The 16,970-nt window shown below is 75.3% G+C and carries 14 protein-coding genes; 7 read left to right on the top strand and 7 right to left on the bottom strand.

Going from position 1 to position 16,970, the window contains the following annotated elements:
* The first annotated feature begins 36 nt into the window (after positions 1-36).
* Positions 37-495 (top strand): carboxymuconolactone decarboxylase family protein, encoded by a 459-nt coding sequence (locus tag BTM25_RS12220; RefSeq protein ID WP_103563036.1) that lies wholly within the window; start codon positions 37-39, stop codon positions 493-495.
* Between the two features lie 25 nt (positions 496-520).
* Positions 521-820, top strand: a complete 300-nt coding sequence (locus BTM25_RS12225; RefSeq protein WP_103563037.1) for a hypothetical protein — start codon at positions 521-523, stop codon at positions 818-820.
* Between the two features lie 48 nt (positions 821-868).
* Here the strand turns inward: BTM25_RS12225 and BTM25_RS12230 are convergent, their stop codons facing one another.
* Positions 869-1,756 carry a sigma-70 family RNA polymerase sigma factor gene (locus BTM25_RS12230; protein ID WP_103563038.1) on the bottom strand — a complete coding sequence of 296 codons (888 nt, stop codon included), beginning with the start codon at positions 1,754-1,756 and terminating at the stop codon, positions 869-871.
* Between the two features lie 237 nt (positions 1,757-1,993).
* On the opposite strand from BTM25_RS12230, the gene BTM25_RS12235 reads away from it, so the two are divergent.
* Together BTM25_RS12235 and BTM25_RS12240 are read left to right on the top strand one after the other, a co-directional pair.
* On the top strand, positions 1,994-2,842 hold the full coding sequence (locus BTM25_RS12235; RefSeq protein ID WP_168212107.1) for a helix-turn-helix domain-containing protein: 849 nt from the start codon (positions 1,994-1,996) through the stop codon (positions 2,840-2,842).
* Positions 2,843-3,578: 736 nt separating this feature from the next.
* Entirely contained in the window at positions 3,579-6,413 is a 2,835-nt protein-coding gene (locus BTM25_RS12240) for an ATP-binding protein (protein WP_103563040.1), read from the top strand.
* Between the two features lie 48 nt (positions 6,414-6,461).
* Here BTM25_RS12240 and BTM25_RS12245 read toward each other — a convergent pair whose 3' ends face one another.
* From BTM25_RS12245 to BTM25_RS12270, 6 genes are all read right to left on the bottom strand, one after another.
* Positions 6,462-7,196 carry an AfsR/SARP family transcriptional regulator gene (locus BTM25_RS12245; protein ID WP_205648092.1) on the bottom strand — a complete coding sequence of 245 codons (735 nt, stop codon included), beginning with the start codon at positions 7,194-7,196 and terminating at the stop codon, positions 6,462-6,464.
* A 199-nt stretch (positions 7,197-7,395) separates the two neighbouring features.
* Positions 7,396-8,373, bottom strand: a complete 978-nt coding sequence (locus tag BTM25_RS12250; RefSeq protein ID WP_103563042.1) for a UDP-glucuronic acid decarboxylase family protein — start codon at positions 8,371-8,373, stop codon at positions 7,396-7,398.
* Positions 8,370-9,788, bottom strand: coding sequence for a D-glycero-beta-D-manno-heptose 1-phosphate adenylyltransferase (rfaE2, locus tag BTM25_RS12255; RefSeq protein ID WP_103563043.1), 1,419 nt, complete (start codon positions 9,786-9,788; stop codon positions 8,370-8,372). The genes BTM25_RS12250 and rfaE2 overlap by 4 nt, the downstream gene beginning before the upstream one ends.
* A complete protein-coding gene (locus tag BTM25_RS12260; protein ID WP_103564587.1) occupies positions 9,785-10,375 on the bottom strand; it encodes a D-sedoheptulose-7-phosphate isomerase in 591 nt (196 codons plus the stop codon). The genes rfaE2 and BTM25_RS12260 overlap by 4 nt, the downstream gene beginning before the upstream one ends.
* 7 nt (positions 10,376-10,382) lie before the next feature.
* Positions 10,383-11,606, bottom strand: coding sequence for a glycosyltransferase (locus BTM25_RS12265; RefSeq protein ID WP_205648093.1), 1,224 nt, complete (start codon positions 11,604-11,606; stop codon positions 10,383-10,385).
* An 87-nt stretch (positions 11,607-11,693) separates the two neighbouring features.
* Complete coding sequence (locus BTM25_RS12270) at positions 11,694-12,581, bottom strand: polysaccharide pyruvyl transferase family protein (RefSeq protein WP_146059047.1); 888 nt, start codon at positions 12,579-12,581, stop codon at positions 11,694-11,696.
* A 109-nt stretch (positions 12,582-12,690) separates the two neighbouring features.
* On the opposite strand from BTM25_RS12270, the gene BTM25_RS12275 reads away from it, so the two are divergent.
* The 3 genes from BTM25_RS12275 (at position 12,691) to BTM25_RS12285 (ending at position 16,956) form a co-directional block, all read left to right on the top strand.
* Positions 12,691-14,316: a carbamoyltransferase family protein gene (locus BTM25_RS12275; RefSeq protein WP_103563046.1), complete on the top strand. Its 1,626-nt coding sequence runs from the start codon at positions 12,691-12,693 to the stop codon at positions 14,314-14,316.
* Between the two features lie 118 nt (positions 14,317-14,434).
* Positions 14,435-15,946: an HAD-IIIA family hydrolase gene (locus tag BTM25_RS12280; protein ID WP_103563047.1), complete on the top strand. Its 1,512-nt coding sequence runs from the start codon at positions 14,435-14,437 to the stop codon at positions 15,944-15,946.
* A complete protein-coding gene (locus tag BTM25_RS12285) occupies positions 15,943-16,956 on the top strand; it encodes a glycosyltransferase family 9 protein (protein ID WP_168212108.1) in 1,014 nt (337 codons plus the stop codon). The genes BTM25_RS12280 and BTM25_RS12285 overlap by 4 nt, the downstream gene beginning before the upstream one ends.
* Positions 16,957-16,970 lie beyond the last annotated feature (14 nt).

Here is a 16,970-nt window from a genome sequence, read left to right on the forward strand (position 1 = left end):
CATAGCGGTGACACACCCCTTCGGAAAGGACACGAAATGGCTGCGCGCATGAAAAACCCCACCCAGGTGCTCCCGGACGCGATGACGGGGATCCAGAACCTCTTCAAGGCGATGCACAAGGGCGGAGTTCCGCAGGCAACGCTGGAACTCGTCCATCTGCGGGCGAGCCAGATCAACGGCTGCGGCCCGTGCGTCCACGGGGGCGCCGAGAGCGCGAGGAAGGCGGGCGAGACCGACGAGCGCCTCTTCGCGGTGGCGGCCTGGCGCGAGACCCCGTTCTTCACCGACGCCGAACGCGCGGCGCTGGCGCTGGCCGAGGCGGCGACGCGGCTGAGCGACCGCCCGGACGCGGTCCCCGACGCCGTCTGGGACGCCGCCGCCGACCACTACACCGAGGAACAACTCGCGGCGATCATCCTCATGATCGCGACGACGAACCTCTTCAACAGGCTCAACGTGACGGTCCGGGCGCAGGCCGGCGCGAGCTGGTCCTGACCCCGGCGAACGAGAGAGGACATCCATGAGCACCGTCATGATCCGCGCCACGGTACGGAACGAGAGCGTCGGCGAGCTGGAGACGGCCGTCGGAAAGATGTTCGCGGCGATCGAGCGGGAAGGCCCGGACGGCGTCCGCTACGCGTCGTGCAAACTGCCCGACGGCGTGACGTTCGTCGTCTTCCTCTCCCTGGACGACCCGCAGAACAATCCGCTCACCGCGATTCCCGAATTCCTGGAGTTCCAGAACGGCCTGCGGGGGTGGATCGCCGGGCCGCCGACGCCCGAACCGCTGACCGTCCTCGGCTCCTACCGCCTTTTCTAGACCGTCCGTGCGTTCTCCCGGAGGCGACGGGAGAACGCACGGGAACGGTCAGGAAGGGAAGTGCGGAAGGCGAAGGGAAGCCAGCCGGGCCGGGTCGCCGAGCGCGTCGATCGCGGTGATCCGGCCCCCGGCGACGGTGAAGGCCATGACCGAGACGGGCCGTCCGTCCACGGTCACCACCACGCCGGCCGCGCCGTTGACCAGCACCGGGTGGACGCGCGCCTCCGGCCGGGCGAACATCATCGCGCGTCCGGCCACCTGCGCGGCCCCGCCGACCAGCGCCGACAGCCCGCCGGCGCCCGCGTCGGCGCGCAGCGTGACGTCCGGGTCCAGGGCCGCGACCAGGGCCACGAGGTCGCCCCGGCGGGCCGCCGCGAAGAACGCGTCGACCGCCGCGCGCTGCCCGGCGAGGTCGGCGAGATCGGCGTCGGGCGTCGTCTCCGCCGCGCGGACCCGGCGGCGCGCCCGGCTCGCGAGCTGCTTGGCGGCGTTCGGCGAGCGCCCGAGGATCGCGCCGATCTCCTCGAACGGCACCGCGAACGTGTCGTGCAGGACGAACGCGAGCCGTTCGGCGGGCGCGAGCGTCTCCAGCACGACGTACAGCGCGAGGCCGACCGACTCGGCCAGCAGCGCCTCCTGCTCGGGGTCGGCGCCGTCGGCCGGGCTCACGACCGGGTCGGGAACGTGCCATTCCAGCGGTTCCTCCGACCGGGACGACCGGGAGCGCAGCATGTCCAGGCACAGCCGCCCGGTCACGGTCGTCAGCCAGCCGCCCAGGTTCTCGATCCCGCCCGTGTCCGTGCGGCTGAACCGGAGCCACGCCTCCTGCACCGCGTCGTCGGCCTCGTGCAGGGACCCCAGCATGCGGTAGGCGACGCCGCGCAACCGCGGGCGGTGCTCCTCGAAGCGCTCGGCCCGCCGTGCCTGCTCGTCCATCGGCTCTCCCCCGGTCGTCGGTTCCGTCGTGGTACTGACGGACCAGGCCCGTCCGACGTAACGCCGCGACGATCGTAGTGACCGCCCGGCCGGCGCCCACGTTCAGTGCGACCTATCGGGCATTACCGGTACGCGACTCGGTGGAACGTTGCAGACCCCGCGCTCGCCGTGACGGAATCCGGGGAAAAGGATGCGGGCGCCCGGTCCGGTGAGATGGAATCGGCGCCGGAGGTCCCGATGACGAATGACCGGCGTGATCCGAACATCAACGCGCGGCGCCTGGGCCTGTACCTCCGGCGCGCCCGCGAGGTCGTCGGGCTCTCCTACGCCGAGGCCGCCGAGCGGACCGGCCGCGCGGTCGAGGCGCTGATCCGCGTCGAGACCGGGTTCGCGCCGCCGACGCCGGCCGAGGTCCACCACCTGCTGGGCTCCTACCGCGTCCTCGGCTCCAAGGCCGCCGGGGTGATGATCGAGCTGGCCTACCGCCCGGACGGCCCGCCGTGGCTGGCCCGGCACGCCGGACGGCTGCGCGCCCCGATGCGCGACGTGCTCATCTCCGAGGCCGAGGCGTCGGTCGTGCGCTCGCACGGCATGCAGACCATTCCGGAACTCGCGCGCTGCGAGGCCTATGCCCGCACGCTCGCGCTCGCCTTCGACCCCGAAGGCGACCCGGACGCCGAATGGGACCTCATCCTGAACCGGCAGCGTTACCGCGCGGGCGGGAAACGCCGCCGGCTCGACGTGATCGTGGACGAGATCGCGCTGACCGCCCTGGAGCACGACCCGGCGCTGATGACGGCCCAGCTCCGCCATCTGCTCGACCTCGCCGACGACCCCGACACGACCGTCCGGGTGATCCCGCGCGGCGCGCCGCTGTTCGGGCAGCGCTGCCACCGGTTCGACGTCCTCGAATTCCCCGGCGTCGCCGACCGGATCAGCGTCGCCCATTTCCCCGTCCTCGGCGCCGAGATCCAGCCCGGCGACCTGACCGAGGCCTGGGAGCGCATCGAGGAACGGGCCGCCGCGTCCCCGGACGAGAGCCGCGCCCTTCTCGCGGGCCGCCTGGTCGGACGCGCCGCCTCCTGACCGTCGTCCCGGCCGGATGCGCCACCGAGGGTCGCGCCGGACGAGCGGAGTGTCGCCGGGCGCGAACTCCGGACCCGCCTCCCGCGTCCATAGAGGAAGAGCACGCGAGGTGGGAGGAAGCGCGTTCGAGGCGGCATGGCCGCCACGGGCCGCGAAAGACGCCTACCTGGCCGAACTCCAAACCTACGCCGGCGCCTCCCGAGCCGTCGGCCGCAAGAAAGGGCGAGGTCGCTTGAAGTTGCAATTAGCCGGTCATCGCGCAGTGAATTCCCAGCCCTGTAACATGGTGCCCGTGAACACGACTTCCGTGCCCACTACCACGATCGTCGCGACGGGGAAAATGCCGAACCGTGATGTGCGCGACGCCGATTTGGCCGAAACCGGCCAGCCGCACGGATTCGTTGACCAACTTTTCCTACCTATATACTCGGGAACAAGATTGGGCCACCCAAGACAGGGCCGACGAGATGCGATGTCACCCAAAGCGATCACTGAGGCGCGGACGGTCACAGAACAAACGTTCTGACTCGGAGTCGCCGATCATTGTTTATCGGTCGGCGGTACGGAACCGGGGAAATCGCCTGTCCGCGACGCGGCCGGATCGTCTTCCGGCGCCATCCGCTTTTAATGCGAACGTAACACCGTATATGCGCTGGATGTAGCAATATTTCCTCATCCGAACGGGAATGAGGAAGACCGACCGCACTTCGGGGATCACAGCGGGAGGGAATCGTTCTTGGCTGGCCATGCGACACCCGTGCTCGGCGATCGGCCCCGTGCCGTGCGGCGCGACGAGGCGCGCCTGCTGCGCGCGTCCCTGGACGCGCTGCGCCTCGGCGAGGGCCGGATCGTCGAGCTGACCGGCGACCCCGGCACGGGCAAGACGCGCCTGCTCGCCGAGACGCTGGGCGACGCCGAGCGCCGGGGGCTGCCCATCGCGCACGTCCGCTGCACCGCGGCCGAGCGCCGCACGCCGTACCGGACCGTCGCGCTGCTGCTCGGCGAGCCGCCGCTGCGCGACTGGCGCCTGCTCGCGCCCCCCGAGGACCGCGCGGTCGTCGCGGAGGCGCTCGCGCGCGGCTCCGCCGACCCGGCCGGGATGCCGCAGCGGTCGCGGTTCCAGGTCTGCGGCGCGGTCCGCTCGGTGCTGGAGCACGCGGCCCGCGACGGCGCGGTGGTCGTCCTGGAGGACGTCCACTGGGCCGACCCGCAGTCGCTCGACCTGATCGACCAGCTCGTGCGCGGGCCGCTGGAGGCGCCGCTGCTGCTGGTGATCGTCCACCGGCCCCGGCAGGCGTCGCCCCGGCTGCGCGCCACGCTCGCGCACGGCGTCGAACTCGGCACGGTGACCCAGATCGAACTCGGGCCGCTGACGCTGGAGGAGTCGGGCCGCCTGCTCGGGATGCCCGCCGACCATCCGCGCGTCCTGGACCTTCATCTGGAGGCGCACGGCGTCCCGCTGTACCTCGCGGCGCTCGCGGGCGAGGAGGGCGGGCGCGTCCCCGCGCACGTCGCCGGGCTGCTGCTCGGCGAGGTCACGTCGCTGGCCGGGCCCGAGGCGCTCGTCGCGTCGGCGGCGGCGGTCCTCGGCGAGCACTGCGACGCGACCCTGCTCGCCGGGGTGACGGGGCTGCGCTGCTTCGAGGTCGAGGCGGCGGTGGACGACCTGCTCGCCCGCGACATCCTGCGGCCCGCCGCGCGCGCGTCCAAGTTCGAGTTCCGGCACCGGCTGCTGCGCCAGGTCGTCTACGACGGGACGGCGTCGGCGTGGCGGCGCTCGGCGCACCGGTCCGCCGCGCGGGTCCTCGCCGAGTACGGCGCGCCGCCCGCCGTCCTGGCCGACCAGGTGGAGCGGGCCGTCGCCCCGACCGATCCCGAGCACCTGCGGATCCTGCGCGAGGCCGCAGGCGAGGCGCTGCTGACCGATCCGGGCCGCGCCGCGCACTGGCTCGAACTCGCCCTGCACGGCTTCTCCGACGACATGGTCGACGACCGGACGCGGACCGAGCTGCGGGTGCTGCGCGCGCAGGCGCTCGGCCGCGCCGGACGGCTCGCCGAGAGCCGCGACCTCCTGCACCGCGTGATGGGCGACCTGCCGCCGGAGGAGAAGGCGCTGCGCGCGTCGGCGGTGGCGTTCTGGGCGCTGGTCGAGTGCCTGCTCGGCAACTTCGCCGAGGCGCTGGCGCTGCTCGCCGACGGCGTCGCCTCGATCGCGGGCGACCCCGAGCCGCCCCGCGAGGCGGCGGTGCTGCTCATCGAGCACGGACTGGTCGGCGCGTTCGACGGCCGGGCGCCCGACCCCGCCGGAGCCGAGCTGGCGCTGCGGCTGGCCCGGCGGCACGGCGACCGGGTCGCCGAGAGCGGCGCGCTGGTGCTCGGCGCGCTCGGCGCGGCGTTCGCCGACACCGGACGGACCCGGGAGCCGCTGGCGGCGGCGGCCACGGCCCTGGACCGGCTGTCGGACGCCGAGCTGGCCCCGCATCCGGAGTTCGTCGCGATGCTCGGCTGGGCGGAGACGCTGGCCGGGCAGTTCCAGGGGGCCGAGCGGCACTTCCTGCGCGGGATCCGGATCGTCCGGACGTCCGGGCAGGAGCACGTGCTGCCCGTCCTGCTGCTCGGGCTCGGGAACGTCCAGCGGCACGTCGGCGACCTGGACGACGCGCGCCGCACGGCCGCCAAGTCCCGCGAGCTGGCCGAGCAGTCCGGCGCCGGGTACCTGACCGGGCTGGCGCTGGCGCTGGAGTCGCTGACGGCGGGCCTGGCCGAGCCCGGGCACGCGGCCGCCTCGGTGGAGCTGGCCGAACGGGCGCTCGCGGCGATGCGGCCCGGCTCGTTCTACTGGGCGTTCTGCGCGTCGATGGCGCTGGCGCAGGCGGTGTGCCTGGCGGGCGACCCGGCGCGGTGCGTGACCGTGCTGCTGGACGCGGGCCGGGGGCCGGAGCTGCCGCGGATCCCGGTGTTCCTGCGTCCGCTCGTCTTCATGATCATCCTGAAGTCGTCGGTGGAGGCGGGCCGGTCCACCGCCGACTGGGCCGAGCGCGCGGCCCGCGCCGCCGACGGGCTCGGCCGGCCCGCGCCGAGCGCGTACGCGCGGCTGGCCGAGGGGCTGGCGCGGCGCGCCGACGGCGACCTCGCCGAGGCCGTCCGGCTGTTCGAGCGCGCGGCGGAGCTGTTCGGCGAGGCCGGCATGATCCACGCGATGACGGCGTCGCTCATCACGGCGGCGTGCGAACTCGTCCGGCTCGGCCGCCGCGAGCAGGCGACGGCCCTGCTGGTGACGGCGAAGGACCTCGCGCGGCGGCACGGCGCGGCGCGGGCGGTGGAGGAGGCCGAACGCTGGCTCGCCCGGCTGCCCGGCGACGCGCCGCCGGGCGGGCCTGACCTGTCGGCCCTCACCGACCGGGAGCGGCAGATCGCGACGATCGCGGCGACCGGGATGAAGACGCGGGAGATCGCGGCCGAGCTGTCGCTGAGCCCGCGGACCGTGGACGTCCACCTCACCCGCATCTACCGCAAGCTGAACATCAGCTCGCGGGCGGTGCTGGCGCGGCTGCTGGCCCGGTCGGCGTAGCCCGGAACGCGAGAACCCCGGCCCGCGCGGACCGGGGTTCTCGGACGGTCAGACGGCCGGACGGGCGTCAAGCACCTCGTCGGCCGCGAGGATCGAGCGCTGCATCTCGCGCAGCCCCCGGCCCGGGTCCAGGCCCAGCTCGCGGTTCAGCGTCTCGCGGGCCGTCTGGTAGACGCCGAGCGCGTCCGCGCGGCGGTCGCAGCGGTACAGGGCCAGCATGAGCTGGCCGTAGAACGGCTCGTGCAGCGGGTACTCGCGGATGAGCCCGCTGAGGACGCCGACCATCTCGCGGTGCCGGCCGAGGCGGAGCTTCATCTCGCCGAGCGTCTCCTGGCACTCCAGCCGCACCTCGTTCACCCAGCGCGCGAACCCGTTGATGACCGGGCCGCCGGGCAGCGTCGCGAGCGCGGAGCCGCGCGCCAGGCCGAGGGCGTCCTCCAGGCCGACGCGGGCCTCGTCCCAGCGGCCCGCGCGGACGTGCGCGCGGCTCTCGCGGACGAGCCGCTGGAACAGGTGGAGGTCGAGCTGCCCCTCGTCGGCGTGCAGGACGTAGCCGGGCGAGCGGGTCTCGATGGGGCGTGCGCCGTTCTCGTCGCGCGGGAGCAGCTTGCGGAGCTGGGACACGTACACGTACAGCGCCGCCGTCGCGCGCTGCGGCGGCTCCCCGCCCCACACCTCGGTGACGAGCTGGTCGACCGACACGACCTCGCCGGAGCGGATCAGCAGGGTGGCCAGCACGACCTCGATCTTGGGTGCGGTGATCGTGACCTCTCCGTCGGCCACCCGCAGAGAACCAAGGATCTCGTATCTCACGACGCCTCACTTCGGGAGCATTAAGCGTGCGCCGCCGCCCGCGGCGTTCCGTGGCCCCCAGCCTTGCAGCACCGGCGAAGGAAAGCGTCCGCAAAACTACGTACTTTGACCGTAAGCAACGACCGACACGCGTTCGGTGCGGTTCGGGCCGCCACGGTCAACCCCGGTGTCAGACGACGGCCTCCTCCCGTTCGCCCGTGACGGCGAGCAGGTCGGCGAACCAGTCGACCGTCCGGCGCAGGCCCCGGTCGCTCGGGACCGACGGCCGCCAGCCGAGCCGGGTCGCGGCGAGCGTCCCGTCCGGGCGCCGCACCGCCGGGTCGTTCTCCGGGCGCTCCACGAACACGATCTCCGAGTCCGACCCGGCGATGTCGCGGATCGTCTCGGCGAGCGCCAGCACGGTCATCTCGTCGGGGTTGCCGATGTTGATCGGGCCGGGCTCGGCGCTGGCGGCCATCGCGAGGATCCCGGCGACGGTGTCGTCCACGTAGCAGATCGAGCGCGTCTGCGACCCGTCCCCGGCGACGGTCAGCGGCAGCCCGGTGAGCGCCTGCCGGATGAACGTCGGGATCGCGCGGCCGTCGTGGGGCCGCATCCGCGGCCCGTAGGTGTTGAAGATCCGGACGATGCCGGTGTCCATGCCGTGCGTGTTGCGGTACGCCGTCGTCAGCGCCTCGGCGTACCGCTTGGCCTCGTCGTACACGCTGCGCGGCCCGACGGGGTTGACGTTGCCCCAGTAGTCCTCGCGCTGCGGGTGCTGGAGCGGGTCGCCGTAGACCTCGCTGGTGGACGCGAGGACGAACCGCGCGCCCTTCTCCTTGGCCAGGCCGAGCGCGTGCAGCGTCCCGAGCGCGCCGACCTTGAGCGTCTCCAGCGGCAGCTTCAGGTAGTCCACCGGCGACGCGGCCGACGCGAAGTGCAGCACGAGATCGACGTCGCCCGGGATGTGGACGAACTCCGTCAGGTCGCACTCGACGAGCCGGAACGCGCGGCGGCCGATCAGGTGGCCGACGTTGCCGGGGTCGCCGGTGAGGAAGTTGTCCAGGCAGACGACCGAGTAGCCGGTCTCCAGCAGCCGTTCGCACAGGTGGGAGCCGAGGAACCCGGCCCCGCCCGTCACGACGGCGCGTCCCGCGGTGCCGGTCATCGGGCGTCCTCCCGGGTCCGGACGGCGGCGCGCTCCACGATCCGCGTCGTGGACCGTCCCGCCAGGTAGGGCAGCAGGACCGTCTCGCCGCCGAGGCGCCGCACGACGGCGGTCTCGGGCATCTCGGCGGCCGAGTAGTCGCCGCCCTTGACCCAGACGTCGGGCCGCAGCCGTTCGATCATCCGCACGGGCGTCTCCTCCTCGAAGACCATCACGGTGTCGACGCTGTCGAGGGCGGCGAGGACGCGCACCCGGTCGTCCTGCGCGACGAGCGGCCGTCCCGGCCCCTTCAGCGCGCGGACCGACGCGTCGGAGTTCAGGCACACGACCAGGCAGTCGCCGAGCGCCCGCGCCTGGCGCAGCAGTTCGACGTGCCCGGCGTGCAGCAGGTCGAAGCAGCCGCCGGTCGCGACGACGGTGCCGCCGCGCTCGCGGGTGCGGCGGACGACGTCCCAGGCGTCGCGGGCGCCCGGCCGGCGCGGCGTCGCGCAGCCGGTCGCGACGAACGCCGAGGCCCGCTCGACGCCCGCCGCGACGGCGTCGCCGAGCAGCGCGCCGTCGCGCAGGGCGAGCGCGACCGTGGCGGCGAAGCAGTCGCCCGCCCCGCACGGGTCGGGCGGGGCGCCGGTGGGCGGCGCGGCGGCGGGCGGGACGGGCACGACGCGCGGCACGTCCTCGCCGACCGACAGCAGCGCGCCGCGCTCGGCCATCGTGACCGCGATCCCGGCCGTCTCCCATTCGGCGACGAGCGCGGCGGCGTCGGCGGCGGCGCGCTCCAGCTCACCGGGCGCGCGTTCGCCCGCGGTCGCGGCGGCGGGCAGCGCGGCGGCGAACCCGCGCGCCTCCCGCTGGTTCGGCGTGGCGACGCGGACGCCCGGCACGGGCGGCGCCCCGGCCGGATGCGGGTCCCAGACGACCGGGATCTCCCGGGCCAGGCGGCCGAGCAGCTCCCGCATCCCGGGATGGGCGGTGGTGCCGCGTCCGTAGTCCGAAACGAGGATGGCTCCGGCGGACGCGAGCGCCGCCGCGACGTCGCCGGGCACCGGGCCGGGCGCGGCTCGCGCGTCGCCGTGGTCGATGCGGACGATCGGCCGGCCGCCGGACCGGACGCGGACCTTCCGGACCGTCTCCCCGGTCGCGGGCAGCGGCACGAGCCGCACCAGGCCCGGCAGCGCGGCGCGCAGCCGGGCGGCGTGCTCGTCCCCGGCGACGGGTGCGACCAGCACGATCGCGCCGGGCTCCAGGTCCGCGGCGAGGGTGGCCGCCAGGCCCGCTCCCCCGGCGCGGACGTGCTCGGCGACGTCCTGCACGACCGGCACGGGCGCGTCCGGCGCGAGGCGCTCGGACGTCCCGTCCAGGTCGATGTCGAGGAACGCGTCGCCGACGACGACGAGCGGGCCGCCGCGCCGCGTCACGACGCCACCGCCTCGTCCACCGGACGGGCGGCGGGCGTGCGCGCCGCCGCGTCCAGCGACTCGCAGATCATGTGGACCGCGACCAGGTGGATCTCCTGGACGGTCGCGGTGGACGGCGCCTCGACCGCGACGGCCTCGTCGCACGCGGCGGCGAGCGGGTTCGGCTCCGGCCCGGTCAGCGCCCAGGTGCGGACGCCGAGGTCGGCGGCGGCGCGGGCGGCGGCGAGGACGTTCCCGCTGGACCCGCTCGTGGACAGGCAGACCAGCACGTCGCCGGGCCGTCCGTGCGCGCGGACCTGGCGGGCGAACAACTCGTCGGCGCCGTAGTCGTTGACGATCGCGGTGACCGCCGAGGTGTCGCAGTGCAGCGACACGGCCGGGAACGGCTGCCGTTCGCCGTCGTAGCGGCCGACCAGCTCGGCGGTGAGGTGCTGCGCCTGCGCGGCGCTGCCGCCGTTGCCGCAGGCCAGCAGGCGCCCGCCCGCGTCCAGCAGGCCGGCGAGGTCGCGGCCCCAGCGGTCCAGGACGGCGGCGTCCGCGCGGAAGTCCACGAGCGCCTGCGCGAGGTCGTGCAGATGGTTCTCCATGCCCATGTCAGCCTCCCTGCGCCATCGCGTACGCGGGACGCGCGACGCGGCCCGCGATGAGTTCGGTGTAGGCGGCCTCGGTGCGCGCCGCGATCTCCGACCAGCAGAACCGGGCGCGGGCGTGCGCGGCGCCGGTGTGGCCGAGCGCGGTGCGGCGGTGCTCGTCGGCGAGCAGGGCGCGCAGCCGCGCGGCGAGCGCGGCCGGGTCGCGCGGCGGGACGAGCAGGCCGGTGGTCCCGTCCAGGACGGTGTCGAGATGGCCTCCGACGGCGGACGCGACGATCGGCGTCCCGCAGGCCATCGCCTCGACCGGCACGATCCCGAACGGCTCGTACCAGGGCGCGCTGACGATGACGTCGGCGGCGCGCATCAGCGCGGGCACCTGGTCGTGCGGGACGGCGCCGAGGAACACGACGCGGTCGGCGACGTTGGAACGTTCCGCCAGCGCGGCGAGGCGCCGCGCCTCGGGGTCGGTGTCCAGGCCTCCCGCGGCGGGGCCGCCCGCGACGACCAGCTCGGCGTCGGGGACCTGCGCGAGCGCCTCGACGACGGTCGCGACGCCCTTGCGCGGGACGAGCCGGCCGATGCTGAGGATGTGGGGACGCGACGGCCGGGCGAGCGACGGGCCGTCCGGACGGAACCGGTCGGTGTCCACCCCGCACGGCACGATCCGGACGCGCTCGTCGTCCACCCCGAACGTCCGCAGGTCGGGCAGCTCCGACGACGCCGTCGCGATCACCATGTCGGCCTCGCGCGCCACGCGCGGTTCGAGCACCGACCGCTCGGGCGGGCTCGTGTCGGCCCCGGCCTGGTGGCGGCGCTTGACGACGCCGAGCGCGTGGAACGTCTGCGCGACCGGAATGCCGAGGTCGCGGGCGCCGGCCAGCGCGGCGAGCCCGCTCATCCAGAAGTGCCCGTGGACGACGTCGGGACGTTCGGCGCGCCAGCGCTCCCGCAGCCGTGCGCCGAACTCCCGCATGTACGGGAGCAGGTCGTCCTTCGGGACCGGCTCGGGCGGCCCGGCGTCCACGTGCTCGACCACCACGCCCCCGGCCGGGGTGACCTCGACGGGCAGGTCGGGGTCGTCACGCCGGGTGAACACCCGGACGTGGTGCCCCCGGGCGGCGAGCGCGCGGGCGAGCGCGGCGACGTGGACGTTCTGCCCGCCCGCGTCGGCCCCGCCGAGCGGCGCCAGCGGGCTGGCGTGTTCGGACACCATATGGATGATCACGCTGTCCTCCGTACCTGCGACGGCACGCGGGTTCGTGCGTGCCGCGATCACCTAGCCGGGGGCGCGACGACTCAAACACGGATCGCGCTACGACTGGCTACGCAGCGCATCGTCGAGTGCGGGGAGCAACGGGTTCGGTTCGGGCGCGAACGTCTGCGCGGCGGTCTGGCCGCGTCCCGACAGGCACCAGGCCCACAGGTCGGCGAGCCGGTCGGCGCCGCCGGGGGCGAGAACGTCGGCGGCCGACAGCACGGCGGGCCAGCCGAGCGCCGTCGCCTGCGCGCTGACCTTGCCGCCGTCGGCGACGGGGTCGACGGCGAGGACGGGCGTCCCGGCGCGCAGCCCGAGGACGAGCCCGTGCAGCCGCGTCGTCACGACGACGTCCAGCCGCGCGAGGGCCGCGACGAGTTGCCCGGCGGTTGCGGGGAGCCGCCAGTCGGCGCTGTCGAGGCGGGTGTCCAGCGGCAGGCGGGCGCAGTCGATCTCGGCGAGCCAGCCGGTGATGCGGTCGGCGACGTCCTCGTGCCGCCGCCGCGCGCCGTACTCGCCCTGGCCGAGCGACAGCACGACGCCGACGACCGGCACGGACGCGATCGGCGGGACGGTCGCGAGGTCGGGGCGGACGCCGTCCAGGCCGTCGCGCGCGAGGATCGTGTGGAACCCGGCGGCGGCGGGGTCGTCCGGGTCGAGCACCGAGACGCCGACCGCGATGCGGCGGCAGTGCGCGAACCGCTCGTGCAGGGCCGCGATGTCGGGGCCGTGCAGCGGGCCGCACGCGAACACCACGTGCGTGTAGTCGCCGGGGTCGGCGTCGTCCAGAGTGAGCGCGCCCGGTCGGAACACCGGGCTCCACGCCGTGTCGCACGCGACGCCGTCGGCGTCGAGCCGGTCGCGGACGGCGGCGAGCGCGAGGACGTCCCCCGCCGTCGCCTCGCCGTTCAGGAAGCTGAACCACCCGGTCATCAGGACTCGCATGGACCGTCGGTTACCCGCCGTGGCGCCGCGGACGCACGCCGGCGCCCATGTTTCGCGATGGTCACTCCGGGGAGGGGCGCGATCACGTAGGTGAGGGAGGAGACGCCAGTTGCGTGTGCTCGGAATCAACGCGATCTTCCATGATCCGGCCGCCGCGCTCGTCGTGGACGGCCAGGTCGTCGCCGCGGCGGAGGAGGAGCGGTTCAGCCGCCGCAAGCACGGCAAGCGGCCGGTCCCGTTCGCCGCGTGGGAGCAGCCCGTCCTGTCGGCCCGGTGGTGCCTGGAGCAGGCGGGGCTGACACCCGCCGACGTGGACGCGGTCGGTTTCTCCTACGACCCGGACCTGACCCTGCCCGCCGAGGAGATGGGCCTGTTCGACCCGTGGGACCACCTGCGGACGACGTACGCGCACGAGGCGCCGAGCTTCCTCGCCGACTCGCTGCCGGGGCTGGATCCGGGACGGGTCCGGTTCGTCCCGCACCACGTGGCGCACGCCGCGTCGGCGGGGCTGGCGGCGCCGGCGCGGTCCAGCGCGGTGCTCGTGTCGGACGGGCGCGGCGAACGCCACTCCCATCTGTCCGGCCACTACCGCGACGGGGACCTGGAGGTCCACTCGACGCAGGAGCTGCCGCACTCGCTCGGACTCCTTTATGAGGACCTGACCGAGTATTTGGGGTTCCTGCGCTCGTCCGACGAGTACAAGGTGATGGCGCTGGCGTCCTACGGGAAGCCGCGCCACCTCGACCTGCTGCGCTCCAAGATCCGGGTCACGGGCGACGGGGGCTTCGTGACCGAGCCGGTCGACTGGGGCGAGCTGGCGCCGCCGCCCGGCGACGCGCCGTGGGGCGACGCGCACGCCGACCTGGCCGCCAGCGTGCAGCGGCGGCTGGAGGAAGTGCTCATCGAACTGGCCTTCGACCTGCACGAGCGCACGGGCGAGTCGATGCTGACGATGGCGGGGGGAACGGCGCTGAACTGCGTCGCGAACTCCGTCCTCGCCCGGGAGGGGCCGTTCGAGCAGGTGTGGGTGCAGCCCGCCGCGGGCGACGCGGGGACGGCGCTCGGCGCGGGCCTGCACGTCGCGCACGCGCTGGACGAGCCCGCCTGGTTCATGACCGGCGCCGACCTCGGCCGCGGGTTCGCCGACGAGGAGATCGAGGCGATGCTGCGGACCGCGCGCGTCCCCTACGAGCGGCCCGCCGACGTCGCCGAGGCCGTCGCCGAGGTGCTGGCCGCCGACGGGATCGTCGCGTGGTTCCAGGGCCGCTCGGAGTTCGGGCCGCGCGCACTCGGGCACCGGTCGCTGCTGGCGCATCCGGGCCGCCGCGCGAACCTGGACCGGATGAACGACGTGAAGGGGCGGGAGAGCTTCCGCCCGGTCGCGCCGATGGTGCGGTTGGACCGTGCCGAAGAGATCTTCACGCGCGGGCCGAACCCGAGCCCGTACATGCTGTTCGTCCACGACGTCGCGCCGGCCTGGCAGGACCGGATCCCGGCCGTCGTCCACGTGGACGGGACGGCCCGCGTGCAGACCGTCGACCCGGCGCACGAACCGCTGGTCGCCCGGATGCTGGACGCGTTCGAGCGCCGCACGGACCTGCCCGTCGTCGTCAACACGAGCCTGAACACGGCGGGCCGCCCGATGGTCGACGACGTCCGCGACGCGCTGGAGTGCTTCGGCTCCAGCCCCGTCGACCTCCTCGCCATCGGCCCCTTCACCGTGAGGCGTCCATGAACGCGCCGGAGGCGCGCGCCGCGCGCTGGACTGAGGAGCGCGCGCAGCGAGGAACGAGCGAGCACGCGACGAGGGAAGCGCGCGGCGCAAAGCGCGCCTCCGGCGCGCGGGGGTGCGCATGAGCGGGTATTCGGTGGTGATGCCCACGTTGGCGCGGCCCTGTCTGCGGGCGGCGCTGGAGTCGCTGGCCGGGGCGCTCGGGCCCGCGCCGGAGAAGATCGTGCTGGTGGACGACCGGCCGGGCGGGCCGCACGCGGCGCCGAAGGTGCCCGACGCGCTCGCCGACCGGACGGAGATCGTCGCGTCCGGCGGGGTCGGGCCGGCGGGGGCGCGCAATCTCGGCTGGCGGCGCACGCGGACGCCGTGGGTCGTGTTCCTGGACGACGACGTCCGCGTCGGACCGGGCTGGCGCGACGAGTTGGTCGCCGATCTGGAGTCGGCGGCGCGCGATGTGGGCGGGGTCCAGGGGAACGTCAGCGTGCCGCTGCCGCAGGACCGTCCGCCGACGGACTGGGAGCGCGGGACGGCCGGGCTCGCGTCCGCTCGGTGGATCACCGCCGACATGGCATACCGGCGGGCGGCGCTGATCGAGACCGGCGGGTTCGACGAGCGGTTCCCGCGCGCGTTCCGCGAAGACGCCGACCTGGCGCTGCGCGTCCTCGCCGACGGGTGGCGGCTGGACACGGGGATCCGGCGCACCGAGCATCCCGTCCGTCCGTCGGGGCCGTGGGCGAGCCTGCGGGCGCAGCGCGGCAACGCCGACGACGCGCTGATGCGGCGGCTGCACGGCGCGGACTGGTACGAGCGCGCTGGGGAGACGCCGGGCCGCCGGTCGCGGCATCTCGGGATCGTCGCGGCGGGCGCGTCCGCGATGACGCTCGCGCTGACCGGGCACCGCCGCGCCGCCGCGCTGCTCGGCGCGCTGGCGGCGGCGGGGGTCGGGGAGTTCGCCGCCGCCCGCATCGCGCCCGGCCCGCGCACCGCCCGCGAGATCGCGGCCATGCTCGCGACGAGCGCCGCGATCCCGCCCGCCGCCGTGTGGCACTGGGCGCGCGGGACGCTCGCGGCCCGCGCCGCCCGGCCGTGGCCGCCCGAGCCGCGCGTGCTGCTGTTCGACCGGGACGACACGCTGATCCGCGACGTCCCCTACAACGGCGACCCGGCGCTGGTCGAGCCGATGCCGGGGGCGCGCGAGGCGCTGGACGCCGCCCGCGCGCGGGGGCTGCGCATCGGGGTCGTCAGCAACCAGTCCGGCATCGCGCGCGGGCTGCTGACGGCCGCGCAGGCGCACGCCGTCAACCGGCGGACCGAGGAGCTGCTCGGCCCGTTCGACGCGTGGGAGATCTGCCCGCACGGCCCCGGCGACGGCTGCTCGTGCCGCAAGCCCGCGCCGGGCCTGGTGCTGCGCGCGGCCGGACGGCTCGGCGCCGCGCCGCACGAGTGCGCGGTGATCGGGGACATCGGCGGGGACGTGGCCGCGGCGCACGCCGCGGGGGCGCGCGCGGTGCTGGTCCCGACCGCGCGGACGCTGCCCGGCGAGCTGACCGGCGCCCGCCGCGCCGCCGACCTCGGCACGGCCGTCGCGCTGCTGCTGGACGATGCCCGCGCCGGCCTCTGGCAGGACGCGTGACCGCGCTCGTCGTCCGGCTGGACAACGCGGGCGACGTGCTGCTGGCCGGGCCGGCGATCCGCGCGGTCGCCGCGCGGTGCGGGCCGGTGACGCTGCTGGCCGGGCCGCAGGGCGCGGCGGCGGGACGGCTGCTGCCCGGCGTCGGCGACGTGGTGGTCTACGACGCGCCGTGGTCGGGGTTCGTCCCGCCCGCGTTCGACGGCCCGGCCACCGACGCGCTCGTGCGCCGCCTCGCCGAGGGCCGGTTCACGGACGCGGTGATCCTGACGTCCTTCCACCAGTCGCCGCTGCCCGCCGCGCTGCTGCTGCGCATGGCGGGCATCGAGCGCGTCGCGGGCATCAGCGTGGACCATCCGGGTTCGCTGCTGGACGTCCGGCTGCGCGGCGACCCCGACCTGCCCGAGCCCGAACGGGCGCTGGCGCTCGCGGCGGCGGCCGGGTTCCCGCAGCCGCCCGGCGACGACGGACGGCTCGCGGTGCGGCGTCCCCTGCCCGACATCACGGCGCTCGCCGGGGACGGCCCGTACGTGATCGTCCATCCCGGCGCGTCGGTGCGGTCGCGGCGCTGGCCCGCCGAGCGGTGCGCCGAGACAGTAGGCGTGCTCGCCGCGCGCGGCCTGCGCCCGGTCGTGACGGGCGGCCCGGACGAGCGGGCGCTGACGACCCTGGTCGCGGGCCGTATCGGCACCGACCTCGGCGGACGCACCGACTGGCCGAGCCTCGCGGCCGTGTTCGCGGGCGCGGACGCGGTGATCACCGGCAACACCGGGCCCGCGCATCTGGCGGCGGCGGTCGGCGCGCCGGTGGTGTCGCTGTTCTCGCCGGTCGTCCCGGCGGAGCGGTGGGCGCCCTACGGCGTCCCGCACGTGCTGCTCGGCGACCAGCGCGCCGCGTGCCGGGACACCCGCGCCCGCGACTGCCCCGTCCCCGGCCATCCCTGCCTCATGAGCGTCACCGCCGCCGACGCGGCCGACGCCGTCGAGAAACTGATCGCGGAGACAGCCTCATGAGCGAGCCGGAGGCG

Source organism: Actinomadura rubteroloni (assembly GCF_002911665.1).
Classification (GTDB): Bacteria; Actinomycetota; Actinomycetes; order Streptosporangiales; family Streptosporangiaceae; genus Spirillospora; species Spirillospora rubteroloni.